We start from the raw sequence: 26,650 nt of genomic DNA, 5'->3' as shown, positions 1-26,650 counted from the left end.
GCCCCGCCGAACTCACGAAAGCGAGCCATGACCTACAAGATCGTGACCATTCGCGCCACCGGCCTCACGCCCGAGGCCGTGTCCGAAGAGCTCGAACGCGAGCTCAACGACGCCGTCGCCGAGGGGTGGACCTTCGACCGGATCCAGCCGATCATCTACAACTCCTCGACCACGGGCTACCTGCTGCTGATCCTGACCAAGGCGGGGGAGCGCGCATGACGCGCCGGCTCACCGTCGCCCTCACCGACAACACGTTCACCCGCCCGCTGCTCGACGGTCGCGCCGGGATCGCCGGCGTCGACCCGACACTGCTGGCCTACCACCCGTCGGAGCTGTTCTGGCGGCAGCTGCACTTCGCCGAGTTCGACGTCTTCGAGGCGTCGCTGTCGACCTGCTTCCGGCTGGCCTCGCTGGACGACCGGCGGTTCGTGGCCCTGCCCGTGTTCACCACCCGCACGCTGTGCCACCTCGGCATCGTCGTCGGCGAGCGCTCCGGCATCGAGAGCCCCGCGGACCTGTGCGGGCGCAAGATCGGCGTGCCGGAGTACCAGCAGACCTCCGCGGTGTGGAGCCGCGGCGTGCTGCAGCACGACTTCGGCGTCGATCCCGCCGACGTCCACTGGGTCATGGAACGCGGTGCCGCCCACAGCCACGGTGCGGCGACCGACTTCCGGCCGCCCGAGGGCGTGCGCGTCGACGTGATGTCCCCGGAGGAGAACATCGGGACCCTGCTCGCCGAGGACTACCTCGCCGGATCCCTGCTGTACCTGTCGGAGAAGAACCTCGTCGACCGTTCGCCCGAACGCAGCGAAGCCGAGCTGAAGGTGCGCCGGCTGTTCGACCCCGAAACCGAACGGGCGCGCTACCTCGCCGGTGGCACCGGGCTGCACGCCACGCACTGTGTCGCCGTGCGGCGGGAGCTCGCCGAGGAGCTGCCGTGGCTGGTGCTGAACCTGTACTCGGCCTTCACCGAGGCCAAGGCGGCCGTGCTGGCCGAGGCCGCGAGGAGCTTCGAACCGTGGCGGCTGCTGGATCCCGCGACCGCGGACGCCACCCGCCGGCTCGCCGCCACCGACCCCGTGCCGTACGGGATCGAGGCCAACCGCACGATGCTCGACCGGCTGCGCCAGTACGTGGTCGAGCAGGGCATCGCCGTGCGCGAGGTGCCACTCGACGAAGTCTTCGCCCAGCAGACCCTGGACCTGTAGGCCACCGCGCCCCGATCGCACCCCCGACATCCCCCCGAAGGAGAAACGCATGGCTGAGATCGTCGCGGCCGCGGCCGCGGTCCACGCGCCGCAGCTGCTGAGCCGGCCCCGGCACGAGGAGCTCGACAAGCTCGACAAGAGCACGGACGCGCTGGTGGCGTTCGGCGCCGCCATCGAGGAAGCCGCGCCCGACGCGGTGCTCGTCATCGGGCTCGACCACCTCGAGACCTTCTGGCTGGAGGCGGTGCCGACCTTCACGATGGTGGTCTCGCAGGAGTGCGAGGCGCACTACATGGAACAGCAGATGCACAAGAAGGTGCACACCGAGGTCGCCGTCGACCTGCTGAAGAAGGTGATCGCCGACGGGTTCGACGTCACCTACTCCCAGGAAGCCGTGCTGGGACACGCGTTCCTCACGCCGTTCAAGTACATCCTCGGCAAGACCGACGCTCCGGTGGTGCCACTGCTGGTGAACACCTACCTGCCGCCGATCCCGAGCCCGCGCCGCTGTTACGAGCTGGGCCGGGCCATCGGCCGCGCGCTGGAGACCCGCGACGAGCGCATCGCGATCATCGCGAGCGGTGGCATGTCCCACTTCCCGGGCACCTCCCGGTACATGGCGCCGAACTACGAGTTCGACCGCTGGGTCATCCAGGAGACCGCCGCCGGCCGTTACCAGGACCTGCTCGACCTCACCCCCGTCAACCTCGACGAGGTCGGCGAGAGCGAGCTGCTGACCTGGTTCGTGCTGCTCGGCATCATCGGCGAGCAGCCCGGGCACCTGCTCTCGTACCAGGAGCTGGCGCACCACGGCCAGGGCGTCGTGCAATTCCTGCCCGAGGCCGCCGAGGACACCGTGCACGAGGCGAGCCGCGAGGTGGCGGTGCCGAAATACGGCGGGTACGAGTTCACCAGCGAGGACTTCGTGTACTACAAGTTCCCCGAGCCGGAGTCGTTGCCGCTCAACCGTTTCCTCCACCGCCTGATCGTGGAGGAGCAGTTGCGCGACGACTACGCCCGCGACGCCGACGCGGTGATCGCGGCCAGCGGCCTCGACCCCCGCTTCCAGGACGCATTGCGCCGGCCGGGGTTCGACGCGCTCGTCGAAGCCGGGGCGCACCCGCTGCTGGCGCTGTCGTCGCGCCAGGTCGTGCGGCTGGCCGCCGACCGCATGGGGACGGGTTCGTGACCGCGCCGGAGGGGACGATCGAGGTCGAGGTCGGCGGGCGGCGCATCGTCGGGAACGGTGTCCTGGAGGTCGAGCTGCGCCCGGTCGACGGCAGCCCGTGGCCCGGCCACGGGCCGGGTGCGCACGTCGACGTGCACCTGCCCAACGGCCTGATCCGGCAGTACTCCCTGCTGTCCGCGTCCGCGGGGGCCGGGACGGCGAAGATCGCGGTGCTCAAGACCGTCGACTCCCGGGGCGGTTCGCGGTTCGTGCACGAGCGGCTCCGGCCGGGGCACCGGATCCTCGTGAGCGAGCCGAAGAACACGTTCGAGTTGGGGGAGGACGACGAGCACGCGGTGCTGATCGCCGGGGGCATCGGCGTGACCCCGCTGCTGGCGATGGCGCGCCGGCTCGCCGCGCGGCGGGCCGGCTTCGAGTTCCACTACCGCGTGCGCACGCCCGACCGGGCGGTCTACACCGCCGAGCTCGAGGCGCTCGTCCCGCCCGGTGCCCTGCACGTCGGAGCGGACTCCGACGGGAGCACGTTCGCCCCGGAGGAGGTCCTGCGCGCGGCCGGTCCACAGTCGACGGTCTACGTGTGCGGGCCCGAGGCGTTCATGGAGTACGCGCGCAAGGGCGCGCTCGCCGCCGGGATCGGGGCCGAGGCGTTCCGGGTCGAGCACTTCAAGCACGAGGCCGACACCGAAGGACGTCCGTTCGTGCTGACCGCGGCTCGCAGCAGGGTGACCGTGGAGGTCGGCGCGACCGAGACCGCGGCCCAAGTCCTCGACCGGGCGGGCGTGTTCGTCCCGACGGCGTGCGAGCAGGGCGTGTGCGGCACCTGCGTCGTCGGGGTGCTCTCGGGGACGCCGGACCACCGCGACGTCGTGCTGACTCCGCGGGAGAAGGCGTCCGGATCGGTCATCACGTTGTGCTGCAGCCGGGCGGCCACCTCGGAGCTCGTCGTCGACCTCTGATTGTCCAACAATATTGCTAGTCAGATTGTTCGACATCACGTAGTCTCTGTACGCGGGTGCGCGGCGCGCAGCCGTCACCGGAATGAGGAGCAACGATGCTCGAGAAGCCGCGGCAGCGTCTTGCCTGCCTGCTCGCTGTGGCCTGCCTCGGCGGCCTGACAGCGGCGTGCGGATTTCCCCCTGTGAACACCGAGGCGGTCGCGGTCTACGCGAAATTCGCCGCCCTGAAGGGGAAATCGCGCCACGACCAGCTCGTCGACGCGGCCAAGGCCGAGGGCCAGCTGGTCATCTACGTCACCAACACCGCGATCGAGAAGAAGATCGTCCCCGCCTTCGAGAAGGAATACGGGATCGACGTCGCGGTCTACCGCGCGACGACCGAACAGGTCCGCGGGCGGATCCTGCAGGAAGCGGGCGCGCACCGGGTCCTGAACGACGTGGTCGAGACCAAGGACTCCGAGATGGCGATCCTCGGCGGGCAAGGACTGATCGCCCCGTACGAGAGCGACATCGCCGGCACGATCCCGGCCGAGGCGAAGACCGACGACATGGTCGGTGCCTACTACATCGCCACCCTGCCGATCCACAACGTGCGGCTGGTCCAGCCCGGCCAGCTGCCGCCCGATCTCGCGGGCTACGCCGATCCGAAGTGGCGCGGCAAGGTCGCGGTCGACCAAGGCGACTTCAACTGGTACGAGGACGTGTACAACTACTACACGAAGCAGAAAGGCATGTCCGACCACGACTTCGCCGCCATGATGAAGGGCGTCGCGAAGAACTTCCGGGTCGTCGACGGCCACGTCTCCAACACCACGCTGCTGCAGGCGGGCGACTTCCCGGTCTTCCTTTCGGACTTCCTCCAGTACGTCCCCAGCCGGGCGAAGGACCTTTCGTTCCAGCCGGCCATGGAACCCGTCACGCTGCAGATCCTGGGGGCCGACCCGATGAAGGGCGCCGCCCACCCGGCGGCCGCGCTGCTGTTCTGCGACTTCTACCTCACCGAGGCGCAGAAGTACCTGCACGACGCCGGGTACATCCCCACCAACCCCGCGGCGATCCCGGGCTACCAGCCGCGCCTGCCGGAAGGAACCGATTTCGTGTACGACGACTGGCGGACCCTGGCCTCCGACCGGGGCAACGCGTGGCAAGAGGCGTGGAGCAACCTGCTCAAGGGCAAGGATCCGGTGCTTCCGCGATGACCCAGACCCTTCTCGACCGGCCGCCCGCCGGTCACGACCCCGGGCCGGGCCCCGGGATGCTGCGCCGGGTGCTCGCCCGCGTCGAGGCCAAGCACGTGGTCGTGGCGGTGGTCGTGCTGCTGCTCGGCTACCTCGTCCTGGTGCCGCTGGGCTTCCTGCTCTGGCGGACCTTCGTCGCCGACGACGGCTCGGCCGGCCTCGGGGGCTTCGCGCGGGCGTTCCCGAACGACTCCGACACCTGGGCGATGATCGGGAACACGCTGGCGTTCGCCTTCGGCTCGATGGTCGTGTCGATGGTGATCGGCGGCGGGTTCGCCTACCTGGCCGAGCGCACCGACGTCCCGTTCCGGCGGCTGCTGAGCCTCTCGGCCCTCATCCCGCTGATCATCCCGGCGATCCTGTACGCGCCGGCGTGGATCTTCCTCGGCAGCTCGAACATCGGCCTGCTCAACAACGTCACCGGGTTCCTGTTCGGCATCCGGCCGTTCGACGTCTACTCGGTGTGGGGCATGATCTGGGTGCAGAGCCTGCACTCCGCGCCGATCGTCTTCCTGTTGCTGTCGGCGGCTTTCCGCGCCGCGGACCCGTCGATGGAGGAGGCGGCCCGGGTCGCCGGGCTCGGCCGGTGGCGGGTGCTGACCCGGATCACCCTGCCGATGGTCAAGCCCGCGCTGGCGGGCGCCGCGCTCATCGTCTTCGTGCAGTCGCTGGAAGTCTTCGAGATCCCCACGTTCCTCGGGCTCTCGGGTGGTCACTACGTGCTCACCAGCAAGCTGTACTACCTGTACCAGGAATACCCCACGGACTACCAGGCGATCGGGGCGATCGGGATCGGCCTGCTGGTGATCGCGTGCGTCGGCGTCTGGCTGGCGGGGCGCGCGGGCGGGTCACTGCGTGAGTCCGGGACGATCAGCGGCAAGGCGTTCCGGCCGCGGCGCGAGAAACTCGGCCGGGGGAAGTGGGTCGCGGCGCTGTTCGTGCTGGGCTACTTCGTGCTCGCCGTCGTGCTGCCGCTGCTGATCCTGCTCTACTCCTCGCTGCTGAAGAACTACGAGCAACCCAGCCTCCAGGCCCTGGGCGACCTGAACCTGGACAACTACCGCACGCTGTTCGGCGACAGCGGGATCATCCATTCGTTCGAGCACACCGTGGTCGTCGCCGTCTGCGCGGCCACCGCGGCGATGGTCCTGTCCGCGGTGGCGTCCTGGGTCGTGGTCCGCACGAGATCGTCGGGCCGGCGGCTGCTCGACGCGCTGGCGTTCTCGCCGCTGGTGATCCCCGGCCTCGTGTTCGGGGTCGCGCTGGCGGTGGTGTACCTGCGGACGTCACTGCCGATCTACGGGACGCTGGTCATCCTCTTCATCGCGTACACGACCCGGTTCATCCCCTACGGCATGCGGTACGCGGGCGCCGCGCTCTCCACGGTGTCGGCCGAGCTCGAGGAATCGGCCCACGTCTCCGGGGCCCGCTGGTTCGAGACGATGCGGCGCGTCCTGCTCCCGCTGGCCGCGCCGGGCCTGATCGGCGGATGGGTCTACATCCTCATCGTCAGCTTCCGGGAGCTGCAGAGCAGCATCCTGCTCTACACCCCGGGCAAGGAAGTCCTCTCCGTCACGATCTTCCAGGAGTACCAGGACGGCAACACCACCCTCGTGTCGGCGATCGGCGTGGTCCTCGTCGTCGTGCTGACGGTCCTGGTCGTCATCTCGCAGCTCATCGCGGCGCGCCGTGGCGTGCGCAACCAGTAGCCCGAACCCAAGGCGGTCGAAGTGATGCTCAAGATCAACGACGTGGTGAAGAAGTACGATCCCGCCTCATCCGGCCGGCTGCGGCGGCGGGGTGTCGACACCGACAAGCACCGTCCCGCACTGGGCGGGGTGAGCCTGCGGGTGGAGGAAGGGCAGTTCCACACGCTGCTGGGCCCTTCGGGGTGCGGCAAGACCACGCTGCTGCGGTCGGTCGCGGGGCTCGAGCACCCGGACTCCGGCGAGATCGAGCTGGGCGGCGACACGCTCTTCTCCGCCGAGCGCTCCGTCGACCTTTCGCCGGACCGGCGCCGGCTCGGCATGGTGTTCCAGTCCTACGCGATCTGGCCGCACATGTCCGTGCGGCAGAACGTCGCGTTCCCGATGCGGGTGGGCCGGGACAAGCGGCCCAAGGCCGAGGTCGACAAGCTGGTGGTGGCGGCACTGGAATCGGTCGGGCTGAGCGAGGCCATCGACCGCTCGGCCACCAAGCTTTCCGGCGGCCAGCAGCAGCGCCTCGCGTTCGCCCGCGCGATGGTCGGCCGGCCGCGCCTGCTGCTGCTGGACGAGCCGCTGTCCAACCTCGACGCGCAGCTTCGCGCGTCGATGCGCCTGGAACTGAAGCGGTTGCAGAGCGAACTGGGGCTGACCACCCTCTACGTGACCCACGACCAGGCCGAGGCGCTGGCGATCTCCGACGTGATCACCATCATGAGCGGCGGGCGCATCATGCAGCAGGGCACCCCGCGCGAGATCTACGACCACCCGGAGAACCTGTTCGTGGCGCGGTTCATCGGGTCGCCGAACCTGCTGCCGGCGAAGATCGACGAGGGCTCCGGCCGCCGGACCGTGCTCACGGACATCGGTCCGCTCGTGCTGGACGAAGCGGTGCCGGCCGGTCTCACCGACGTCGTCCTCGTGCTGCGCCCCGAAGATCTCGAGCCGCGGCGCCGCGTCGACGGCGCTCCCGGATCGGCGGAGGCCAACGAACTGTCCGGCACCGTGATCGCCCAGTCGTTCGAGGGCGAGTGCATCCGGCACATCGTGGCGGTCGGCGACGAGCGCATCGAGTGCCGGTCCGCCCGGCACTCGGACGTGCGTCCCGGCGACGAGGTGTCGGTCCCGGTGCCCGGACGGGCTTTGTCGGTGGTCGACGCCCAGGACGAACCGCACTGAGCGGTCGGTGAAACACCCGATCGTCCGCTCAGATTGCCAACGATCCTGTTAGGGTAAAATGGCAACGATCCGGCTGGACGGCCGGCCTTGAAAGGAGGGCGGCCGCCTGTGGAAAACCGAGAAGCGCTCGTCGACCGGTTGCGGACCGCCATCGTCCACGGCGAGCTCTTTCCCGGCCAGCGGCTCGTCGAGGTCGATCTCGCGGCCACGTTCGGATCGTCGCGCGGCAGCGTGCGCGAGGCCCTGGTTATGCTGGAGAACGAGGGCCTCGTGATCCGTGAGCGCAACCGCGGCGCGTCGGTGCGGCCGATCTCGCTGCGCGAGGCGATCGAGATCACCGAGGTGCGTGCCGTGGTCGAAGGGCTGTGCGCGCGCAAGGCCGCGTCGGTGATCGGTGCGGAAGACCGGCGCCGCCTCCAGAAGCTCGCCAAGGCGATGCGCGCGGCCGTGAAGGCCGGCGACATCGCCGCCTACAACGACCTCAGCCAGGAGTCGCACCACGTGATCCGCGAGCTGGGCGACCAGCGAACGGCCACCGACGTGCTGGAACGGCTGCGCTACCCCAGCGTGCGCTACCAGTTCCAGGTGTCGCTGCTGCCCGGGCGGATCGAGGAAGGGCTCGCCGAGCACGTCAGCGTGATCGAGGCGGTCGCCTCGGGGGACGGGGACCGGGCCGAGGCCGCGATGCGAGCCCACTTGTCGAGCCTGGTCGGGTCCTTGCAGAAGCTCAGCGAGCTGGGCGGCCTGCCCAGGACGACGCTCGGTCGCACGCCGGCTTCGTGACGCGTGCGGCCGGGCCGCGTGGAGTTCCGTTCGACGAGGTGATCGGCTTGGGTGAGCACGAAGCGGGGACCGGTGGCGTTGCGGCTGCCCGGACACAGGACCTGTCGGGGTCCGTGATCGGGACGGTGATGTCGCGTGCGGGCTGACCTGGCGGACACCGGAACCGCGGCGGCCCCCGCGATCAGCGACGCCATCCGTGACGCGATCCTCCGCGGTGAGTTCGTGCCGAACCAGCGGCTGGTCGAAAGCGACCTGGCCGACCAGTTCGGCGCGAGCCGCAGTGCGGTCCGGCTCGCACTGCTGGAACTGATGAACGAAGGGCTGATCGAGCGAGTCCGGAACCGGGGAGCCCGCGTCCGCGCCGTGTCGCTGGACGAGGCCGTCGAGATCTGCGACGTCCGCTTGATGCTCGAACCGTTGTGCGCGTCACTCGCCGCGACGCGGGCCGACGCCTCCGAGCGTTTTCGACTGCACGCGCTCGGGGAGGCCATGCGCACCGCCGTCGACGACGTGGATCTGGCCGGGCAGTCCGAGCTCAACCACCAGCTGCACACGCTCGTGCGCAAGCTGAGCGCCCACCACACGGCGACGCACATCCTGGAACGCCTGCGAGCGCAGTCCGTGCTGCACCGCTTCCGCCTCACCACCCGGCCGGGGCGAGCCCGCGAATCCCTCACCGAGCACCTCGCCATCATCTCCGCGATCTGCGACGGAGACCCGGACCGGGCCGCCGACGCGACGCGCCGCCACTTGCGCGCTGTGCTCTCGGCTCTGCAGCAGACGACCGAGAGCCCGGCGGGCGAAGCACGGGAACTGACCGGTAGGGAAAATTGACGATCCCGTTCAGTGTGCGTTCCGGCGATCGGGCCGTGCGTCGATCTTGGTGCTGAGCAAGCGCTTTCCGCGACCGCCCGCTTCCCTGCTTTCACGCTGGTTCCGGTAAGTCGTGATCATCGGTGGCTACTCCGCGGCGCTGACTCAGTCGGCGGCGGAGCACCGCGCCGGGCGACGCGCCGACGGCGGGTGCCGCCGGATGGTTCCACGGGAAGTGCGCCGGACCGTCGAATACGCCGGGCCCGGGCTGACGACCCGGTTCCGGTCCGCGATCCGGCACCCACTTTCCGTAATACCCGCAGTTCCAGGCGGTCGGAAGCGGTGCCGGAAGACCGAGGAACCGGCTCTTGTGCGCCCTGAGGCACTGGTCTAACCTCTCAGGATGCAGTCTTCAGACCACTCCGAGCGGACCTCTCTGCCGCAGCGGCGGTACTTGCGCGTGGCCCAGGCGCTTCTGAGTGAGATCCAGCAGGGGGGTCTGACCGCCGGGGCTCGGCTGCCGTCCGATCGCGATCTCTCCGTCAAGTTCGAGGTGTCTAGGGCGAGTGTGCGCGAGGCGCTGTTCGCGCTGGAGCTGAGCGGTGCCATCGTGGTGCGGCACGGCGACGGGACCTACGTGGCGGACCTGAGCCGGGGGCTGTTCAAGCGTTCCGGGCATGAGATCGGCTCGACGCCCGAGCACGTCATCGCCGCTCGGCTGGTGGTCGAGCCACCGCTTTCCCGGCTGCTGGCGGCGAATCCGGGGGATCTCGACCTGGACAAGGTGCAGCACGAGCTCGACTTGGCCGCCCGCTTGATCGACGAGCCGGCGCAGCTTCCCGACTTCGTCAACCACTCGATGGCGTTCCACGCCGACCTGGCCGCGATGTGCCCGAACCACATTCTCAGCCACTTCGCGCTGGAACTGGTCGAGATCGACCGGCAGCCCCTGTGGGTCCTGATCAACCAGATCGTGCTGCAGGACCGCGAAAACCGCCTCAAGCTGATCAACGACCACCAGCGCATCCTCGACGCGATTCGCCATGACGGACCGCGCAGTGCGGAGGACGCCATGAGGGATCACCTGAGGCTGAACAAGGAACAGCTCTTCCCCGGACAGGCGGGGGTCGAGTGGCCAGGTCTCTGACCGAATCCGGGAGAAGAATCATGACTGACAGTGTCACGGGAAAGTACGTCCAGGTCACCTACGATCCCGCGAATCCGCCGGCCGACGGCCTGTTGCTGAGTGCCGCCAATGTCCCCGAGATCCAGAACTGCCTCGGAGTGGTGACGATCCCGCCGGGATCGCCCAAGACGGACACGATCGCGCACGCCACCTCCGAGGTCATGTACGTCGCCCAAGGGGCCGGCCGCCTGCACACCGACCAGGGCGTGCTGGAATTCGAACGAGGCCAGGCGATCTTCATCCCGGCGGCTTCGTGGCACGCGCTCGAAAACACCGGAGGCGAAGACCTCGTCTCCGTGTTCTCCTTCCCCACTCCTTCGCGGCCGTCAACGCGCGCCAAAAGGGTGTCCTGAGCACCGGATCACCAACTCGAACGTAGGAAGTGCAAATCATGGCATTCGATGCGAAAGCCGCCATGGGCAGAAAACCCAGGTCACTCGGTGAAATCATCGATGACATGGGGCTCACCAGAACTCATTATCTGGCGCTTACCCTTGTGGTGCTGGGCGGCCTCTTCGAGGTTTTCGAGCAGCTCATTCTCTCCGCGCTCGGCCCTTCACTCCAAAAAGATCTCGGCATCGATGCCTCCGCTTTGGCGTTGCTCTCCACGGTAAGTCTCATCGCGATCGTGATCGGCGGCATCGTCGGCGGAGTGGTCGCGGATCTGCTGGGCCGCAGGAGCCTGCTGGCCGTCAGCCTGGGAATCTACTGCTTGGGCTCGGTGCTCTCGGCCCTGGCGCCGAACTCGACCATTCTCGGCGTCACCCGGGTCGTGACCGGTCTGGGGGTCGGCGGCGAGATCGCCGTCGGGCTCACCTACCTGTCCGAGCTGACGCCGACCAAGGTCCGGGGCGTGTTCGTCTCGCTGTTCAACACGATCTCCGCGGGCGTCGGCTTGTTTCTGGCCTACGCCTACACGTTGCTCGTGATCGGCCCCGTCGCCTCGTTGGTCGGCGCCGGCCACAACGACTGGCGGTGGGCCTTCGGCCTGCTGGGCCTTCCCGCGATCTTGATCTTCTTCTTCAGGCGGTACCTGCCCGAGACGCCGGCCTATCTCTTGAGCCGGGGCAAGATCCTGGAAGCGAACGAGGCCCTCACCCGGCTGGCGACCGGACGCCTGCGCCTGCGAAGCGGTGAAGTCCACTCCTACGTCGACAGCGAGACCGCTGCCGTCTCGGAGAGCGCGCAGGGTGACGGCCCCGCGTCCCGGGCCTTGAAGAGCGTGCTCGCCAAGCCACTTCGCCGGCGCACCGTCGCTCTGGGGATCGCGGCGTTCCTGGCGTGGGGCGCGGAGTTCAGCGTGGTGCTGCTGATGCCCATCATGCTGGTCGACCGGGGTTATTCGGTGCAGGGCAGCGTGACGTTCACGATGTTGCAGAACCTGGGCGGTCTTCTCGGCTGCGCGATCGCCTCGTACGGCGGATTCGCGATTTCACGCCGGACCGTGGTCTGTGTGGGTGCGGTGTGCGCGGCCGTGGCCGTGCTCGCCTTCGCCGTCTTCGCCCAAGGCGACGGGCTCATCCTGACCCTGGGCTTCGTGTTCCAGATCTTCGTGCTCCTCGTCAACACCACCATCTGGACGTGGGCCCCGGAGCTTTTCCCGACCCGGGTCCGCAGTTTCGGCACGGCCGTCGTCGTCAACACCGGATTCGTCGGCGGAGCCCTTCTGCCGTTGATCGCCAGCTCTCTGCTGCAGGGTGTCGGCGAGTTCTGGGTGTTCGCCATCGTGGCGGTGATGTATTTGGGGCTGGGCTTGGCCGCGCTGTTCGTTCCGGAAACCCATCGGGTTCCGCTCGAGGTTCTTCACGGGTCCGCCAAGTAAAACGAAAACTTCGTGAGTGAGGATTTGCGGTCGATGCAAGACATTTCGAACAATCTCAGCCGAGACCTGGTCGGCTACGGCAAGGACGTCCCGGCCGTCCGGTGGCCGAATGACGCGAACGTGGCCGTCAACCTCGTGGTGAACTACGAGGAGGGCTCCGAGTACTCCCACGAGATGGGAGACGGCGAGAACGACAGTCTCGCCGAAGTGGACTACGCCTTTCCGGCTCATCTGCGGGATCTGGCCAAGGAGTCGATGTACGAGTACGGCAGCCGCGTCGGCGTGTGGCGGCTGCTTCGGCTCTTCGACGAGTACGACGTCAAGGCGACCTTTTTCGGCTGCGCAGTGGCCTTCGAGCGCAATCCGGAGGTCGCCTCGGCGGCCCGGGAAGCCGGGCACGACCTGCTCGGCCACGGGTGGCGCTGGGAAGAGCAATGGCGCCTGTCGCGCGAGGAAGAAGCGAACCGGATCAAGAAGGCCGTCGAGTCGTTCAAGCAGACGTGGGGGGACGCACCCAGCGGCTGGTACTGCCGCTACGGCCCCTCGGTCAACACGCGAGAGCTCGTCGTGGAGCACGGCGGTTTCCTGTACGACTCGGACGCCTACAACGACGATCTCCCGTATTACGTCGACGTCAAGGGCGTCCGGCATCTCGTCGTCCCTTATTCGCTGACCTACAACGACATTCAGGGAACCCGCTCGCCGAGCCTCTTTCTCGACTACCTGAAGCGCGGCTTCGACGAACTGTGGCTCGAAGGCTCGCGGGGCCGTCCCAAGATGATGTCCATCGGACTTCACCCCCGCCTGGTCGGACAGGCGGCGCGGACCGGGGCGTTGCGGGAGTTCATCGAATACGCCCAGGCCAAGGGTGGCGTCTGGTTCGCCCGCCGGGCCGACATCGCCCGCTGGTGGAATGACCACTCGGCGGAGTTCGTCGACGGGCAGGCCTAGGCCCCGGCTCCACCGGCGATCGGGCCGGCCGGAGACCACCTTCGGCCGGCCCCGCACCCGGTGCCGGGGAGCTTGACGCGATCGGGCTCCCGGGGTTGTACTTGAGCTGGCGATGGATCCCGCCGGGCCGTCCGGGCCGAACCGCCTCGCATGGGGCTGATGGCTTCCTGGTGCACACGTGTGACGACCACTCGTGCCGGGAGGAAGCGGATGAACACCAAGACCTCGAAGCGGGTCCTTCGGCTTTCGATCTTCATCGGCGACGGCGACCTCTGGCACCACAAACCGCTCTCCGCGGAGATCGTCCACCGTGCGCACGACGCCGGTCTCGCCGGCGCGACCGTCATCCGCGGCATCGAGGGCTACGGCGCCACCTCCCGCATCCACACCCAGCACGCCTTCCGGCTCGGCGACGACCTCCCCTTGCTGATCACGATCGCCGACGTCGAAGAGCGGATCAGGGCGTTCCTGCCGCAACTGGACGACCTCGACATGAGCGGCTTGGTGACCCTCGACGAGGTCGAAGGCATCCGCTACCTCGCGCCCGAGCGGCCCCACGCCCACTGGTGGCATCACCGCGGGTAGCCCGGCACGAGTACTCCCGGCAGGAGGTGCGACCGATGCGGCTCGTCGGAAAGGCCTTGCGTGCCTTGATCTTCCTCGGTGAGGGCGACACCTGGCAGCACCGGCCGCTGCACCACGAAATCGTGACACGCGCCCGGGAAGCAGGGCTGGCCGGCGCGACGGTGTTGCACGGCTGCGAAGGCTTCGGCACGACGTCGCTGATCCACACCGACGAGATCCTGAGCCTCACCGAGGACCTTCCCCTGGTCGTGATCATCGTCGATGCCGAAGACAAGATCCGCGCGTTCCTGCCCGAGCTCGACGAGATCATCACCGACGGCACCGTGCTCCTCGACGAGGTCGAGGTACTCCGTCCCGAAGGGCTCCGCCGAACCTGACCATCGCGCCGGCGTCCGCGGCACTGTTCAGCCCTTGCTGTTGTATCAGTGCTGGCTGTACTGTTCGGCGCATGCTGACGTGCGAGACGCGGGGCGCGGCGCTGGCCCGGCTGGGCAAGGCGCTGGCCGACCCGACGCGGTGCCGGATCCTGGTGGCGCTGCTGGACGGGGTCCGGTATCCCGGGCAGCTGGCCGAGCAGCTGGGCCTGACCCGTTCGAACGTGTCGAACCATCTGGCGTGCCTGCGCGGCTGTGGCCTCGTGGTCGCGACCTACGAGGGGCGCCAGGTGCGGTACGAGCTGGCGGACGCGCACCTGGCGAAGGCGCTGAGCGAGCTGGTGCACGTGGTGCTGGCGGTGGACACCGACGAGGTGTGCCTGAACGAGGCTGCCCCCACGGCGTCTTCGGCGAGTGTGGAGGCGGCCCGGTGAGCGAAGCCCGCGAGCGCCTGAACCCGCCACTGGCCACGCCCGAAACGGACGGGTGCACGGACGGCTGCTGCGCGCCGGCACCCCGGCCGACGGCCGAGGTCCCCGCCGAACGTCGCGCTGTGCTGTCCCGCCGGGTGCGGCTGCTGGTCGGGGCCACGATCACCTACAACGTCGTCGAGGCCGTGGTGGCGATCTCCGCGGGGTCGCTCGCGTCGTCGACGGCCCTGGTCGGGTTCGGGCTGGACTCGGTCATCGAGGTCGCCTCTGCCGCGGCGGTGGCGTGGCAGTTCTCCGGCCGCGATCCGGAAGCCCGCGAGCGCACCGCCTTGAAGGTGATCGCGCTGTCGTTCTTCGCGCTGGCCGCCTACGTGAGCGTCGAGTCGATCCGCGGCCTGTTCGGCGCGGAGCCGGCCGAGCACTCCACGGTGGGCATCGTGCTGGCGGCGGTGTCGCTGCTGGTGATGCCCTTCCTGTCCTACGCCCAGCGCCGCGCCGGCCGCGAACTCGGTTCCGCCAGCGCCGTCGCCGACTCCAAGCAGACCCTGCTGTGCACCTACCTGTCCGGCGTCCTGCTGGTCGGGCTCCTGCTCAACGCGGTGTTCGGCTGGTCCTGGGCCGATCCCGTCGTGGGCCTCGTCATCGCCGCGGTCGCGGTCAAGGAAGGCCGCGAAGCCTGGCGCGGCGACCACTGCTGCTGAACCCGGACCCGGGCACGCCGCCAGGTCTCCCAGCGGCCCTCACAGCAGTGCGTCCAGGGTGATCGGCAGGGATCGCACGCGCACGCCGGTCGCGTGGTGCACCGCGTTGGCCACGGCGGCCGCCACGCCCACCAGGCCGACCTCGCCGACGCCCTTGGTCCCGATCGGGTTCATCCGGTCGGGCTCGCCGACGAAGGTGACGTCGATGTCGGGGATGTCCGCGTGCACGGGGATCAGGTAGTCGCCGAAGGTCGCGTTCGTGATGCGACCGGTGGCCGGGTCGGTGACCGTGTCCTCGAACAGCGCCATGCCGATCCCGCCGATCACGCCGCCGATGATCTGGCTGGTGGACGTCTTCTCGTTGAGGATGCGGCCGCCGTCGATCACCGACACCACTCGCGTCACCCGGACCAGGCCGAGGTCCTCGTCGACCCGGACCTCGGCGAAGTGCGCTCCGAACGCGCCCGCGGGCGCCATCCCGAGGTCATGGGGATCGGCCGGGGTGCTGCGCCCTTCGGCGGACAGGTCCGGCAGTCCGTGGCGGGCGAGGACGGCGGTGTAGGTCTCGCCGCGCTCCGGCTGGTCTCGCCGCTGGATCCGGCCGCCGATGGCGACCACGTCCGCGGGATCACTGCCGCGCAACGGTGATCGGGGGTCGTCGCGCACGAGGTCGAGCACCGCGCCGACAAGCCGCGCGCACGCGTCGTGGACGGCCGAGCCGAGCGCGCCGGTGAGCCCCGACCCGCCGGCCTGGGGTGCCTTCGGCAGGGCCGAGTCGCCGAGGTCGAAGCGCACTCGCTCCAGTGGCAAGCCGAGCAGCTCCGCCGACAGCTGGGTCATCACCGTGGAGGTCCCGGTGCCGATGTCGATGGCCGCGCTGCTGACGGTGGCCCGCCCGTCGGCCGCCACCGTCGCCCGTGCCGAGCACGGTGCCTGGTACCACGGGTAGCTCACCCCCGCCATGCCCTGGCCGACGAGCCAGTGCCCGTCGCGCAGAGTGCGCGGCTCGGCCGGGCGCCGGGACCACCCGAACCGCTCGGCCCCCACGGTGTAGCACTCCCGCAGCGCCTTGCCCGACCACGGCAGGCCCAGCCCGGGATGCGTGCCGGCGTAGTTGCGCAGGCGCAGGTCCAGCGGATCCATCCGCAGGGCCAGCGCCAGTTCGTCCATCGCCGATTCGAGCGCGAAGCTCCCCTGTGCCTCGGCCGGTGCCCGCATCGACACCGGTGCCGGGATGTTCACCCGCACCTGCTGGTCCCACGTGCGGACGTTCGGGCAGGCATAGGCCACGGCCGAGCCCGCCGCGAAGGGCTCGTAGTCGTCGTCCTCGACGGCCAGCAGCGAGCGGCTGCGGTGCTCCAGCGCCAGCAGGCGGCCGTCGGCGCTCGCGCCGAGCCGCACCCGCTGGACACCCCGGGGCCGGTGGCCGACCGCGGTGAACATCTGCGGCCGCGTCAGCACGAGCTTCACCGGCCGGCCCAGTTCCCGGGCCGCCATCGCGGCGAGGATCACGTGCGGCCACGCCCGCAGGCCGGCACCGAACCCGCCGCCGACGAACGGGCTGAGCACCCGCACCGACTCCTCGGACAGCCCGAAAACCACGGCGAGCGTCTCCTGCACCATCGACGGCCACTGCGTCGAGTCGTGCACCGTGAGCCGGTCGTCCTCCCACTCGGCGAGGGTGGCGAACAGGCCCAGCGGGTTGTTGGTGTTGTCCGACGTGGTGTATTCGGCCTCGACCGTCACGTGCGCCGTGGCGAGACCCGCCGCGAGGTCACCTCGCTCGAGGTCCAGGCCCCACGGGTTGTCGACGATGACCGCGCGGGGATCGTCGGGGTCGAGGACCGGATCGGCGGCCGCGTACTCGACGCGCACCAGCGTCGCGGCCGCCTCGGCTTGTTCGCGGGTCTCCGCGACGACCAGCGCGACGTGCTGCCCGTGGTGCAGCACGCGGTCGTCCTGCATCGGAGCCGGCGGCGACGAGCCCAGCGGGGTCATCGGTCCCCGCACCAGCGGGGGCACGTTCAGGTGGCTGAACACCCGGACCACGCCGGGTGCCGATTCGGCGGCGGCCGAGTCGATCGCGGTGATCCGCCCGGCCGCGACCGTGCTGCGGACGAGGACGCCGTGCGCCTGGCCGCGCGCGCTGAAGTCCGATGAGTAGGGCGCCCGGCCGCTGACCTTGCGGGGCCCGTCGACCCGGTTCAGCCCGGCGCCGATGAACGGCAGCGCTTTGAAGGTGGTCATCGCGACATCTCCGCCACCGTCTGGAGCTGCCGGACCACGGCCCGCTCGGCCAGCTCGACCTTGAACGCGGTGCCCGGCACGGTCCACGCCCCCGTGACCGCGGCGTCCGCGGCCTCGCGGTAGCTCGACACCGTCGCCGGTGCGCCCCTCAGCACCTCCTCGGCCGCCCGGGCCCGCCAGGGCTTCGAGCCGACACCGCCGAGGCCGATCCGTGCCGTGCGCACGACCCCGTCGGTGATCTCGAGCGCGGCCGCCACCGAGACCAGGGCGAACTCGTACGACACCCGGTCTCGCACCTTCAGGTAGCCCGAGCGCGTGGTCTTCGCCGGCAGCGGGATCTCGACGGAGGTGATCAGCTCACCGTGGGCCAGCACGGTTTCGAGGTCCGGTGACGTGCCCGCCTCCAGGTAGAACTCCGTCAGCGGCACGGTCCGTGTTCCGCGGGCGCTCTGGAGGTGCACCAGGGCGTCGAGCGCCACGAGGGCCACGGCGAGGTCGGACGCGTGCAGGGCGATGCACCGCTCGCTGACGCCGAGGACGGCGTGCATCCGGGCGGGTCCGGTGACGGCGGCGCAACCGGACCCCGGCGCACGCTTGTTGCAGGCGGCGACCGCCGGGTCGCGGAAGTAGCGGCAGCGCGTGCGCTGCAGGAGGTTGCCGCCGATCGTGGCCATGTTCCGCAGCTGCACGGACGCTCCGAGCACGAGCGCCTCGCGCACGACGGGCAGGCGGTGCTTGACGAGCGGGTCCGCGGCCAGTTCCTCCATGGTGGTCAGCGCGCCGACGTGCAGCGAGCTCCCGGTGCCGAGGACCCCGCGCAGCGGCAGCCGGGTGATGTCGACCAGCCGCTCGGGGGTGAGGATTCCGTCCTTCATCAGGTCGACCTGGGTGGTGCCGCCGGCGAGGTAGGCGGCGCCGGCGCGCTCGGATGCCGCCAGCGCGTCCTCCACCTCGGACGTGGAGACGTACTCAAACGCGCGCATCGGTACCTCCGGTGTCCGCCACTTCACGGATCGCGGCCACGATGTTGGGGTACGCGGCGCAGCGGCAGAGGTTCCCGCTCATGAACTCGCGGATGTCCTCGTCGGTCTTCGCGCGGCCTTCGGCCAGCAGCGCCACGGCCGACATGATCTGGCCGGGTGTGCAGTAGCCGCACTGGAAAGCGTCGTGCCGGACGAACGCCTCCTGCATCGGGTGCGGACGCCCGTCGCGGGCGAGCCCCTCGACGGTGGTCACCTCACGGCCTTCGCACTGCGCGACGAGTGTCAGGCACGAAAGCACCCGGCGCCCGTCGGCGAGCACCGTGCACGCGCCGCACGCACCCTGGTCACAGCCCTTCTTCGTACCCGTGAGGTCCAGCCGGTCGCGCAGCGCGTCGAGCAGCGTGACGCGCGAGTCGGCGACCACCACTCTCGGTTCGCCGTTCACGACGAGTGCTGTGGTGATCTCGGTGGCGTCCGGGGCGAGAGGCCGCGACGCCGTGCGTAGCTTGGGCGTGGAGGTCATCCGTCCAGAGTGGGCCGCGGCGGCCGTCCCCGGACCCGGGAGTCACCCCGGTCGGCCCCGGTCGGGCCCGGGGTGGGCCGGCCACGCCCGCGTGCGCAGCTGTTTGCGCGACGAGACGCCGAGCTTGCCGAACACCTTGCCCAGGTGCCATTCCACCGTGCGCGGACTGAGGAACAGCCGGGTCCCGATCTCGGCGTTCGACAGCCCTTCCCGCACCAGCCAGGCGATCTGGACTTCTTGCGCGGTGAGCTCGGGACTTCCTTCGGCGGCGGGCCGGCGCGGCAGTTCCCGGCCCGGCCGCAGCTCCCGCTCCGCCCGGCGCGCGAACGCGGCCATGCCCATCTCGGTGAACAGGTCATGTGCGGTCCGCAGCTGCTCGCGCGCGGCCCGTCGCCGCCGGTTCCGGCGCAGCCACTCGCCGTAGAGCAGGTGGGCCCTGGCCAGTTCGCCGCGCACGCGCGTCCGGCCGAGCCGGTCGACGGACTCCCTGTAGTTGTCCTCGGCGACCGAGCCTTCGGTGACCAGTGCCCGGCAGCGGGCCTCGATGCCGAGTGCCCATTCGGTGCCGCTGACCGTCGTGTGCGCGGCAAGCCGCCGGAACGCCCGGGCGGCTTCACCCGGCTGCCCGCTCCGGGCCGTCGCTTCGACGCGTTCGGCCAGCATCCACAAGCCCGCTCCGACCAGCAGCTGTTCCTGCTCCGCGAGGTCGGTCGCGGCGACCGCGTCGGCGTAGCGGCCCGTGCTGTTGCCCAGCAGTGCCTTCGCCCACGCGTAGATCTGCGCCCCGGCGCCCTCACCGCGGGCCAGCACCTCGCCGCGGGTGGCGGCGATCATCGCCGAAGTCTCTTCTTCACGGCCCTGCCAGGCGGCGAGCATGACCGCTCCGTAGGGTGCGAGGCCGACGCCGATCGCCTCGGCGAGGACGTCGATCTCGCCGGCCAACGCGGCCGCCTCGGCCAGCTCACCGAGGACCACGTGCACCGCCACCCGCGAGGTCACGGCCAGCGGCAGCGTGGTGAGTGCCCCGGCCGCACGGGCTCGATCGACATGGCGCGTGGCGAGCCGCTCCCAGCTGAGGTAGTCCCACAGGTCGGGTGCGGTGGTGCCGGCGAGCCAGAGCCAGCGCAGTTCGTCCACGCCGGCGTCGGCCTCGTCGCAGAACCCCCGCAAGGCCCGTTTCATCAGATGGCTGCCGGCGGCGAGCTCGCCGGTGTCGCGAGCGGCCAGTCCGTCGAGGAGCAGGTCCGCCGGGGTGGGCGGACCCGGCGGAGTGGGTGCGCGCAGCGCCGCTTCCGCCACCTCCACCACGTTGCCGCCCACCGCGAGGTGGAGCGCGAACCGCGCCGCAGACAGGGCCTGCAGATAGGTGTCCCTGGCCAGGCGCGTGTCGAACGACTCCAGCTGCTGAGCGGTCTTGAGCAGCAGCATCGGTGCCTCCGCGCCCCGGCTCACCGCGAACGCCACCTCGGCTCGCAGCAGGTTGGCCTTCGCGTGGCGCAGGTCGTCGAAGCGGCCCGCCTGCGCCACCGACAACAGACCGAGCGCCAGTTCGGGCGCGCCCGCGTCGAACGCCGCCCGCGCGGCGGCGAGCGCCCGCTCAGCCCGGATCACCGGGTCGCGGGTCAGCTCGACCGCGCGAGCCAGGAACGCCGCCGCGGCCGGAAGGCCGCCTCGGGCCTGCGCGCGGGTCGCCGACCGGGCCAGCTCGGCCGCGACCTCCTCGTCCGGCCCGGCGACGGACCGGGCCCGGTGCCACGCTCGGCGGTCCGGATCCGACGCGGGGTTCGTGCACTCCGCCAGCGCGCGGTGCACCCGCTGCCGCTGCTCCCCGGTGGCGCCGTCGTACACCGCCGACCGCACGAGCGGGTGCCGGAACCCCACTCGCGCGCCGAAGTCGACGAGGCCCGCCGCCACGGCAGGGGCCGCCGCGTCGACCCCCACCCCCAGCCGTTCGGCGGCACTCCACACCAGCACCGCGTCGCCGAGCGGGTCGGCCGCCGCGACCAGCAGAAGCCATCGGGACGCTTCCGGCAATCGAGTGACCCGCTCCTGGAAACTCGCCTCGACCCGGCCCGGCGAGTCCCGGGTGGCCGGCAACCCGAAGCCGCCGGCGAGCTCTGAGGGCGACATGCTCCGCGGCAACTCCAGCAACGCCAGCGGATTTCCCCCGGCGTCCGCGACGATCTGCTCCGCCACCCGCTCGTCCACCGGTGCCGGCAGCGCCGTCCGCAACAGGGCCCGGGCGTCCCCGGCGGGCAGACCCGGGACCGGCAGCTCGGTGAGTCCGGGCAACACCGGCACCTGCTCTCGCGTCGCGAAGACCAAGCCCACGGATTCGGCGAACAGCCTGCGCGCCGCGATCGTCAACGCCTGCGTCGAAGCGTGATCGAGCCACTGCAGGTCGTCGACGAGGCACACCAGCGGACGCTCCGCGCCGGCGTCGGCCAGCAGGCCCAGCACGGCCAGCCCGACGAGGAGCCGGTCGGGCGCCGGACCCGCGGTCAGGCCGAAGGCCGTGCTCAGCGCCTGGCGCTGCGGGACCGGCAGCCGGTCCCGCCGGTCCAGAAGGGGCACGCACAGCTGGTGCAGGCCGGCGAACGGCAGCTCCCTCTCGGCCTCGACGCCGGCCGTGCGCAACACCCGGCAGTCCGCGGCGTGGGCGGCGGCGTACCGCAGCAGCGCCGTCTTTCCCACACCGGGTTCGCCGACCAGCAGCAGGGCACGGCCCTGCCCCGCCCGCACGGCTCCGACGAGCCTGTCGAGCGTTGCGCACTCGCGGTGCCGGCCCAGTAGCACCTGATCGCCTCCGTCCACCGGTTCTCGGCCACGGCTGCCCGACGGCGCCGGGGCGCCGCCGCGGGACGACCAGTTTATGGCTCAGGGGGCCGCGGGGGAGTTTCCCCGAGGTGATCGCGTTGCCGCAGGCACCGCGGCCGCGTTGCCGAGGTCCATTGTGGACTCTGCGGTCCCGCCCGGCGCCCGCCTGGAACGGCCGACCGGCGCCGAATGCTCCACATCACGCGTTTTCGCAGGTCGGGGCGGAGCAACGAGGTGGCGGCGTTGCGCCTGCCGCAGTCCCGGACGGATGCTGGCCGGCATGACCGAAATGAGCGAGAACGAATGGAAAGCCTTCATCGCGGAAGGCACCCGCACGGGCAAGGTGGCCACCGTGCGCGCGGACGGCAGCCCGCACATCGCACCCGTGTGGTTCCTCCTCGACGGCGATGATCTCGTGTTCACCACCGAGAACGCGACGGTGAAAGCCCACGACCTCGTCCGCGACGGACGAGCGGCGATCTGCGTCGACGACGAAGTGGCGCCCTACTCCCACGCTGTCCTCTGGGGACACACGGACATCTCCGAGGACCCCGGGCAGTTGCGCACCTGGGCTACGAGCATCGCGGCGCGATACATGGGCGAAGACCGCGCCCGTGAGTTCGGCGAACGCAACAGTGTCCCCGGCATGCTGCTCGTGCGGATGCGCATCGAGCACGTCAGCGCCTACGCGGCCATCGCCTGACTCGGGTTGCCTGTCGACCGAGAAACTTTTCACGGTCGCGTTTTCGGTTCCCGGCCTCTGCGCGACCCGCCGGTGCGCACTCGGCAATTCAGGACGTGACCTGTTCCCGGCGTTCGCTGACGGTGAGAACGGTGCCGAGGTAGTCCGCGATGGCGTCCCTGTTGCGGGTCAGGAATTCGATGCGTTCGGACAGCCGGGCTTGTTCGTGTTGCAGCGTGACGATCATCTCGGGCGTCACGAACGGCGCGTAGATGGTGTGCGGCTTGTCCAGGCACGGCAGGAGCTGCTGGATGATGCGGGTCGGGAGGCCGGCGTCGAGCAGGCCCTTGATCTGCTGCACGACGTCCACGTGCGGCTCGCCGTACTCGCGGTAACCGTTGGGGGACCGGGTGGGTGTGATCAGTCCCTGCTCCTCGTAGTAGCGCAGCAGCCGACGGGATACGCCGGTGCGCTCCGCGAGCTCTCCGATTCTCATGTGTTCCAGCCTACCTTGACCTTCACATCGATGTGAGCGTTGAGACTCGCGACAGGGACCCTCCCCGCGACAATCACGATCACCTCGGAGGTTTCGGATGAAACTCGGACTTCGTCTGCCCCAGCGGCTGGGAGTCGACCTGCAGCACGACGTGGTCGAGGCCGCCAGAACGGCGGAAGCGGCCGGATACTCGAGCTTGTGGACCTATGAACAGTTGCTGTTCCCGGAGAATCCCATCGAACCGTATGCGCCGCCGAACGTGCCGTGGCCGGAAAGCGGGCGCCAGACCGCCGACCCGCTCGCGGTGCTCACGGCCGCGGCGGTGGTGACCGAGCGGGTGCGCCTCGGCACGGCCGTGCTGATCGCGGCCCTGCACACCCCGGTCCCGCTGGCGAAGGCGCTCGCCACGGTCGATCAGATCAGCGGCGGCCGCGTCATCGCGGGCCTGGGCGCAGGCTGGTCCAGCGACGTACTGCGGGCCACGGGCGCCACCCGAGCGGACCGCGGGCGCTTTCTCGACGAGATGCTGGACGTCTTCGACGCCGTGTGGGGCCCGGACCCCGTGACCTTCCGGAGTCCTCGCGTCGTCATCGACAACGCCTCGGTCCTGCCCAAGCCGGCTTCGAAAATCCCCGTGATGCTCGCCGGCGGTGCCAGTAATCTGGGCCGCCGCTCGAGTTCCGCGGCCCTGCAGCGCATCGCGAAACGGGCGGACGGCTGGCTGCCGCTGCTCACCACGCCCGGGCCGGCCGGAGCCGCGGCCTTGCGCGCGGACTGGGACCGCATCCGGGAACTGGCAACCGGATACGGCCGGGACGCGAGCCGGATGGAGCTGGTCGTGGTGGGAAACGTCACCTTCACCGAGCGTCCGGCCGGACCCGGCCGATCGGCCTTCGTCGGCACGCTCGACCAGATCATGGAAGACATCCACACGGCCGAAGAAGCCGGTGCGGACGAGCTCATCGTGGACCTGAACCTGCAGGACTGGTTCACCGGCACCGCGCAGATGCTCGAGAAGGCGGTGGAGATCAGCGAACGGGCCGCCGCCTGATCGGCGGTGCCCGCGGGTCAGCCGGCTTCGGCGAAGTCGGTCGAGGCGGCGACGTCGGTGACGACGTCGAGCAGCGCGTGCAGCGCGGCGGAGTCGTTGCCCGCCAACCAGACCATCTCGGTGGAGACGAACTCGCCGGCGATCGGCACGAAGACCACCCCGGAGCGGCGCAGGCTGCTGGCCGACCGGGCGAGCCGGGTGATGCCGACTCCGGCGGCGACGAAGCCGAGCAGCGCCTGAACGCTCGCGTCGCGGTGGACCACGTCCGGGGTGAATCCGGCTGTCCGGAAGGAGTTGTCGAACGCCGCGTGCCACGGCTCCCAGGAGCTGCGCGGGGTCAGGACCCAGCGCTCGCCGGCCAGCTCGGCGAGCGCCACTTCGGCGCGGCCGGCCAGCGGGTGGCCTTCGGGCAGGACGGCGCACACCGGTTCGGTCACGAGCGTCCGGGATTCCAGGCCGGCCACGAGCGGCGGCCGGGTGAACGCGACGTCGTAGCGGCCTTTCCGCAACCCTTCGACGAGCAGGGCGATCGTCGTCTCCTCGGTGGTCAGCCTCAGTTCGGGGAGCCGGTGCCGGACCGCGCGCACCACCGGCGGCAGCAGGTAGTTCGTGGTGGTCGCCAGGAACGCGAGGCACAGGCTGCCGACTTCGCCGCGCGTGGCCCGGGCGACGAGGTCGAACGCTTCGTCCGCCCGGGCGAGGACGGCACGGGCCTCGGGGAGGAACAGCGCGCCGATCGCGGTCAGGCGGGTGCCGCGGGTGTCGCGGTCGAAGAGCTTCACGCCCAGCATGCGCTCCAGCAAGGTGATCTGCTGCGACAGCGACTGCTGGCTGATCAGGAGCTGCTCGGCCGCGCGCGTGTAGCTGGACTCCTCGGCGACGGCGACGAAGTACCTCAGCTGCCGAAGATCAGGGGTCACAGGAAAAGCCTACAACCACGACAGGTAACCGGTGTTGGACGGCGCGCGGCTGCCGAGACGACCATCGACCTCGGTAGACACCAACGTGAAAGGCATGGGAATGACGAACGAAACACCGGGCCGTGTCTGGCTGATCTCGGGCTGCTCCAGCGGCTTCGGCCGCGAGCTCGTGCGGGCCGCGCTGGCCGCCGGTGACCGGGTGATGGCCACCGCACGGCGCCCGGAGACCCTCGCCGAGCTCGCGGAGGCCGGCGGTGACCGGGTCAGCACGGCCGCGATGGACGTCACGGACCCGGCATCCGTCCGCGCCGCGGTCGACGCGACGCTGGCCGTGTTCGGCCGCATCGACGTGCTGGTGAACAACGCCGGGGTCAGCGTGATCGGTGCCGTCGAAGAAACCCCGGTCGAGTACTTGCGCGGCATGTTCGACGTCAACTACTTCGGTGCCGTGGAGCTGACCCGGGCCGTCCTCCCCGTGATGCGCGAGCAGGGGAGCGGCACGATCGTGGTCATGAGCTCCATCGGCGGCCTGATCACCTTCCCGGGCCTGAGCGGCTACAACGCCACCAAGCACGCGCTCAAGTCTCTCGGCGAGGCGCTGTCGCTCGAACTGACCCCTCTCGGCATCCGGGTCGTGGTGGTGGAACCGGGGATGTTCCGCACCCAGTTCAGCACCAGTCTGCAGTGGACTCCCGAGAACCCCGCGTACCACGCGACCTCGGGCGAACTGCGGCAGATGGTCAAGAACGTCGTGGGCCAGGAACCGAACGACCCGGCCAAGGGTGCCGCGGCGATCGTCAAGGTCGTCGAGTCCGAGAACCCGCCCCTGCACTTCCTCCTCGGTGAGGACGCGCTCGAGGGCCTGCGCCAGCACAACGAGGCGCTGCTGGCCGACGTCGCGGCGTGGGAGCCCCTCAGCCGGACGACCACGATTTCCTGACCGCTGGACATTGTGGACGGATGGCGTCGTCTGCCGTGAGTGAGATCGCCGGAGCTGGTTCCCCGAACCCGTCGGGAAACCGGCTCCGGCGACGAACCGGGTCGATGCCCGCCCTGGAGACCGAAAGGCCATTGTGGACCGGCACCTGCCCGAGAAGAACCGGGAGCTCGCCGATTTCCTGCGCCGCGCCCGCAGCCGGTGCGACCCGGCCCGGGCCGGATTGCCGGCGGATTCGCGGAACCGGCGCGGGCCCGGCCTGCGCCGCGAGGAGGTGGCGCTGCTGGCCGGGATTTCCACCGGCTACTACACCCGGCTGGAACAGGGCACCGTGCCCTCACCGGCGGTGCTCAAGGGGCTCGCCCGGGCGCTGAACCTCGACGCGGCGGGGCGGGCCCATCTCGAGGACCTCGCCGGGATGGCCGGCCCGGGCAACCGCGCCCGGCCACCGGTGCGGCGCGTGCGCCCGGACCGCGACTGGCTCCTCGCCGCCTTCGACCGCCGGCCGGTCCTCCTCCTGGGCCGAAGCACCGAGGTGCTGGCCGCCAACCGGACGGCGCGGGCGCTGTTCGCCGACTTCGAGCTCGTCCCGCCCGGCGAGCGCAACTACGCGCGGTGGATCTTCCTGGCCGAGGACGCGCGTTCGCTGTTCGCCGACTGGGAGGTCCAGGCCCGGGCGGTGCTGGAGACCCTGCGGACGGAGATCGGCCCCCAAGACCGGGGCACGGCCGCGCTGATCACCGATCTGCGTGAGCGGAGCGCCGAGTTCGGCCAGTGGTGGGACGAACGCCGGCTGCACCACCGCGCCTACCGGGCGATCCGCCTGCGGCACCCCCTCGTCGGTGACCTGACCGTCGACTGCGAGACCTTCACGC

Annotated in this window: 27 protein-coding genes; 21 read left to right on the top strand and 6 right to left on the bottom strand. The window is 70.3% G+C overall.

Going from position 1 to position 26,650, the window contains the following annotated elements:
- The first annotated feature begins 27 nt into the window (after positions 1–27).
- The 17 genes from AB0K15_RS37335 to AB0K15_RS37255 all read left to right on the top strand — a co-directional run bounded on the left by AB0K15_RS37335 (position 28) and on the right by AB0K15_RS37255 (position 15,119).
- On the top strand, positions 28–219 hold the full coding sequence (locus AB0K15_RS37335; protein WP_364061766.1) for a hypothetical protein: 192 nt from the start codon (positions 28–30) through the stop codon (positions 217–219).
- Entirely contained in the window at positions 216–1,208 is a 993-nt protein-coding gene (locus tag AB0K15_RS37330) for a hypothetical protein (RefSeq protein ID WP_364061763.1), read from the top strand. The genes AB0K15_RS37335 and AB0K15_RS37330 overlap by 4 nt, the downstream gene beginning before the upstream one ends.
- A gap of 49 nt (positions 1,209–1,257) precedes the next feature.
- Positions 1,258–2,397 carry a hypothetical protein gene (locus tag AB0K15_RS37325; RefSeq protein ID WP_364061760.1) on the top strand — a complete coding sequence of 380 codons (1,140 nt, stop codon included), beginning with the start codon at positions 1,258–1,260 and terminating at the stop codon, positions 2,395–2,397.
- A complete protein-coding gene (locus tag AB0K15_RS37320; RefSeq protein WP_364061757.1) occupies positions 2,394–3,353 on the top strand; it encodes a PDR/VanB family oxidoreductase in 960 nt (319 codons plus the stop codon). Before AB0K15_RS37325 ends, AB0K15_RS37320 begins: the two co-directional genes overlap by 4 nt.
- A 95-nt stretch (positions 3,354–3,448) precedes the next feature.
- Positions 3,449–4,552, top strand: coding sequence for an ABC transporter substrate-binding protein (locus AB0K15_RS37315; RefSeq protein WP_364061754.1), 1,104 nt, complete (start codon positions 3,449–3,451; stop codon positions 4,550–4,552).
- Positions 4,549–6,300, top strand: a complete 1,752-nt coding sequence (locus AB0K15_RS37310; RefSeq protein ID WP_364061751.1) for an iron ABC transporter permease — start codon at positions 4,549–4,551, stop codon at positions 6,298–6,300. Before AB0K15_RS37315 ends, AB0K15_RS37310 begins: the two co-directional genes overlap by 4 nt.
- Before the next feature lie 24 nt (positions 6,301–6,324).
- Positions 6,325–7,473 carry an ABC transporter ATP-binding protein gene (locus tag AB0K15_RS37305; RefSeq protein ID WP_364061748.1) on the top strand — a complete coding sequence of 383 codons (1,149 nt, stop codon included), beginning with the start codon at positions 6,325–6,327 and terminating at the stop codon, positions 7,471–7,473.
- A 108-nt stretch (positions 7,474–7,581) separates the two neighbouring features.
- Positions 7,582–8,256: a GntR family transcriptional regulator gene (locus tag AB0K15_RS37300; RefSeq protein ID WP_364061745.1), complete on the top strand. Its 675-nt coding sequence runs from the start codon at positions 7,582–7,584 to the stop codon at positions 8,254–8,256.
- A gap of 135 nt (positions 8,257–8,391) precedes the next feature.
- The gene (locus AB0K15_RS37295) at positions 8,392–9,090 is read left to right on the top strand and encodes a GntR family transcriptional regulator (RefSeq protein ID WP_364061742.1); all 699 of its coding nucleotides are present in this window, start codon (positions 8,392–8,394) and stop codon (positions 9,088–9,090) included.
- Between the two features lie 382 nt (positions 9,091–9,472).
- Positions 9,473–10,216, top strand: a complete 744-nt coding sequence (locus AB0K15_RS37290; protein ID WP_364061739.1) for a GntR family transcriptional regulator — start codon at positions 9,473–9,475, stop codon at positions 10,214–10,216.
- Positions 10,217–10,236: 20 nt separating this feature from the next.
- A complete protein-coding gene (locus AB0K15_RS37285) occupies positions 10,237–10,608 on the top strand; it encodes a cupin domain-containing protein (RefSeq protein WP_364061736.1) in 372 nt (123 codons plus the stop codon).
- A gap of 38 nt (positions 10,609–10,646) precedes the next feature.
- Entirely contained in the window at positions 10,647–12,077 is a 1,431-nt protein-coding gene (locus tag AB0K15_RS37280) for an MFS transporter (RefSeq protein WP_364061733.1), read from the top strand.
- 33 nt (positions 12,078–12,110) lie between these two features.
- Complete coding sequence (locus AB0K15_RS37275) at positions 12,111–13,028, top strand: polysaccharide deacetylase family protein (RefSeq protein WP_364061730.1); 918 nt, start codon at positions 12,111–12,113, stop codon at positions 13,026–13,028.
- A gap of 210 nt (positions 13,029–13,238) precedes the next feature.
- Positions 13,239–13,613 (top strand): DUF190 domain-containing protein, encoded by a 375-nt coding sequence (locus tag AB0K15_RS37270; protein WP_364061727.1) that lies wholly within the window; start codon positions 13,239–13,241, stop codon positions 13,611–13,613.
- Positions 13,614–13,648: 35 nt separating this feature from the next.
- Positions 13,649–13,990: a DUF190 domain-containing protein gene (locus AB0K15_RS37265; protein ID WP_364061724.1), complete on the top strand. Its 342-nt coding sequence runs from the start codon at positions 13,649–13,651 to the stop codon at positions 13,988–13,990.
- Positions 13,991–14,061: 71 nt separating this feature from the next.
- Positions 14,062–14,421 (top strand): metalloregulator ArsR/SmtB family transcription factor, encoded by a 360-nt coding sequence (locus AB0K15_RS37260; RefSeq protein WP_364061721.1) that lies wholly within the window; start codon positions 14,062–14,064, stop codon positions 14,419–14,421.
- A gap of 119 nt (positions 14,422–14,540) precedes the next feature.
- Entirely contained in the window at positions 14,541–15,119 is a 579-nt protein-coding gene (locus AB0K15_RS37255) for a cation transporter (protein WP_364062019.1), read from the top strand.
- Positions 15,120–15,158: 39 nt separating this feature from the next.
- Here AB0K15_RS37255 and AB0K15_RS37250 read toward each other — a convergent pair whose 3' ends face one another.
- From AB0K15_RS37250 to AB0K15_RS37235, 4 genes are read right to left on the bottom strand one after another with little or no spacing between them, the layout of a single operon-like run.
- Positions 15,159–17,366, bottom strand: a complete 2,208-nt coding sequence (locus AB0K15_RS37250; protein WP_364061718.1) for a xanthine dehydrogenase family protein molybdopterin-binding subunit — start codon at positions 17,364–17,366, stop codon at positions 15,159–15,161.
- On the bottom strand, positions 17,363–18,349 hold the full coding sequence (locus tag AB0K15_RS37245; protein WP_364061715.1) for a xanthine dehydrogenase family protein subunit M: 987 nt from the start codon (positions 18,347–18,349) through the stop codon (positions 17,363–17,365). The genes AB0K15_RS37250 and AB0K15_RS37245 overlap by 4 nt, the downstream gene beginning before the upstream one ends.
- A complete protein-coding gene (locus tag AB0K15_RS37240; protein ID WP_364061712.1) occupies positions 18,336–18,872 on the bottom strand; it encodes a (2Fe-2S)-binding protein in 537 nt (178 codons plus the stop codon). Before AB0K15_RS37240 ends, AB0K15_RS37245 begins: the two co-directional genes overlap by 14 nt.
- Positions 18,873–18,914: 42 nt before the next feature.
- A complete protein-coding gene (locus AB0K15_RS37235; protein ID WP_364061709.1) occupies positions 18,915–21,686 on the bottom strand; it encodes an AAA family ATPase in 2,772 nt (923 codons plus the stop codon).
- Positions 21,687–21,969: 283 nt separating this feature from the next.
- Between AB0K15_RS37235 and AB0K15_RS37230 the strand changes: the two genes are divergently transcribed.
- Positions 21,970–22,392, top strand: coding sequence for a PPOX class F420-dependent oxidoreductase (locus AB0K15_RS37230; RefSeq protein ID WP_364061706.1), 423 nt, complete (start codon positions 21,970–21,972; stop codon positions 22,390–22,392).
- A gap of 88 nt (positions 22,393–22,480) precedes the next feature.
- Here AB0K15_RS37230 and AB0K15_RS37225 read toward each other — a convergent pair whose 3' ends face one another.
- A complete protein-coding gene (locus AB0K15_RS37225; protein ID WP_364061703.1) occupies positions 22,481–22,867 on the bottom strand; it encodes a MerR family transcriptional regulator in 387 nt (128 codons plus the stop codon).
- A gap of 97 nt (positions 22,868–22,964) precedes the next feature.
- Here AB0K15_RS37225 and AB0K15_RS37220 point away from each other — a divergent pair, with 97 nt between their 5' ends.
- On the top strand, positions 22,965–23,918 hold the full coding sequence (locus tag AB0K15_RS37220; RefSeq protein ID WP_364061700.1) for a TIGR03619 family F420-dependent LLM class oxidoreductase: 954 nt from the start codon (positions 22,965–22,967) through the stop codon (positions 23,916–23,918).
- A gap of 17 nt (positions 23,919–23,935) precedes the next feature.
- On the opposite strand, the gene AB0K15_RS37215 is transcribed toward AB0K15_RS37220, so the two are convergent.
- Positions 23,936–24,838 carry a LysR family transcriptional regulator gene (locus tag AB0K15_RS37215; protein ID WP_364061697.1) on the bottom strand — a complete coding sequence of 301 codons (903 nt, stop codon included), beginning with the start codon at positions 24,836–24,838 and terminating at the stop codon, positions 23,936–23,938.
- Positions 24,839–24,938: 100 nt separating this feature from the next.
- Between AB0K15_RS37215 and AB0K15_RS37210 the strand changes: the two genes are divergently transcribed.
- Together AB0K15_RS37210 and AB0K15_RS37205 are read left to right on the top strand one after the other, a co-directional pair.
- The gene (locus tag AB0K15_RS37210; protein WP_364061694.1) at positions 24,939–25,778 is read left to right on the top strand and encodes an oxidoreductase; all 840 of its coding nucleotides are present in this window, start codon (positions 24,939–24,941) and stop codon (positions 25,776–25,778) included.
- A 133-nt stretch (positions 25,779–25,911) separates the two neighbouring features.
- The coding region (locus AB0K15_RS37205) for a helix-turn-helix domain-containing protein (protein WP_364061691.1) at positions 25,912–26,650 on the top strand (739 nt) is incomplete at its 3' end.

This window comes from Amycolatopsis sp. NPDC049253 (genome assembly GCF_040678995.1).
GTDB lineage: Bacteria > Actinomycetota > Actinomycetes > Mycobacteriales > Pseudonocardiaceae > Amycolatopsis.
The sequence above is the reverse complement of the archived record's forward strand: the minus strand, read 5'-3'. Positions and strand labels throughout refer to the sequence as shown.

What these genes read in the sequence shown, in the direction of transcription:
- AB0K15_RS37275 (WP_364061730.1), top strand. Translation starts at nt 12,111, where the DNA reads ATGCAAGACATTTCGAACAATCTCAGCCGAGACCTGGTCGGCTACGGC.
- AB0K15_RS37305 (WP_364061748.1), top strand. Translation starts at nt 6,325, where the DNA reads ATGCTCAAGATCAACGACGTGGTGAAGAAGTACGATCCCGCCTCATCC.
- AB0K15_RS37250 (WP_364061718.1), bottom strand. Translation starts at nt 17,366, where the DNA reads ATGACCACCTTCAAAGCGCTGCCGTTCATCGGCGCCGGGCTGAACCGG.
- AB0K15_RS37225 (WP_364061703.1), bottom strand. Translation starts at nt 22,867, where the DNA reads ATGAGAATCGGAGAGCTCGCGGAGCGCACCGGCGTATCCCGTCGGCTG.
- AB0K15_RS37245 (WP_364061715.1), bottom strand. Translation starts at nt 18,349, where the DNA reads ATGCGCGCGTTTGAGTACGTCTCCACGTCCGAGGTGGAGGACGCGCTG.
- AB0K15_RS37265 (WP_364061724.1), top strand. Translation starts at nt 13,649, where the DNA reads ATGCGGCTCGTCGGAAAGGCCTTGCGTGCCTTGATCTTCCTCGGTGAG.
- AB0K15_RS37240 (WP_364061712.1), bottom strand. Translation starts at nt 18,872, where the DNA reads ATGACCTCCACGCCCAAGCTACGCACGGCGTCGCGGCCTCTCGCCCCG.
- AB0K15_RS37230 (WP_364061706.1), top strand. Translation starts at nt 21,970, where the DNA reads ATGACCGAAATGAGCGAGAACGAATGGAAAGCCTTCATCGCGGAAGGC.
- AB0K15_RS37290 (WP_364061739.1), top strand. Translation starts at nt 9,473, where the DNA reads ATGCAGTCTTCAGACCACTCCGAGCGGACCTCTCTGCCGCAGCGGCGG.
- AB0K15_RS37220 (WP_364061700.1), top strand. Translation starts at nt 22,965, where the DNA reads ATGAAACTCGGACTTCGTCTGCCCCAGCGGCTGGGAGTCGACCTGCAG.
- AB0K15_RS37270 (WP_364061727.1), top strand. Translation starts at nt 13,239, where the DNA reads ATGAACACCAAGACCTCGAAGCGGGTCCTTCGGCTTTCGATCTTCATC.
- AB0K15_RS37325 (WP_364061760.1), top strand. Translation starts at nt 1,258, where the DNA reads ATGGCTGAGATCGTCGCGGCCGCGGCCGCGGTCCACGCGCCGCAGCTG.
- AB0K15_RS37260 (WP_364061721.1), top strand. Translation starts at nt 14,062, where the DNA reads ATGCTGACGTGCGAGACGCGGGGCGCGGCGCTGGCCCGGCTGGGCAAG.
- AB0K15_RS37285 (WP_364061736.1), top strand. Translation starts at nt 10,237, where the DNA reads ATGACTGACAGTGTCACGGGAAAGTACGTCCAGGTCACCTACGATCCC.
- AB0K15_RS37335 (WP_364061766.1), top strand. Translation starts at nt 28, where the DNA reads ATGACCTACAAGATCGTGACCATTCGCGCCACCGGCCTCACGCCCGAG.
- AB0K15_RS37310 (WP_364061751.1), top strand. Translation starts at nt 4,549, where the DNA reads ATGACCCAGACCCTTCTCGACCGGCCGCCCGCCGGTCACGACCCCGGG.
- AB0K15_RS37280 (WP_364061733.1), top strand. Translation starts at nt 10,647, where the DNA reads ATGGCATTCGATGCGAAAGCCGCCATGGGCAGAAAACCCAGGTCACTC.
- AB0K15_RS37210 (WP_364061694.1), top strand. Translation starts at nt 24,939, where the DNA reads ATGACGAACGAAACACCGGGCCGTGTCTGGCTGATCTCGGGCTGCTCC.
- AB0K15_RS37315 (WP_364061754.1), top strand. Translation starts at nt 3,449, where the DNA reads ATGCTCGAGAAGCCGCGGCAGCGTCTTGCCTGCCTGCTCGCTGTGGCC.
- AB0K15_RS37330 (WP_364061763.1), top strand. Translation starts at nt 216, where the DNA reads ATGACGCGCCGGCTCACCGTCGCCCTCACCGACAACACGTTCACCCGC.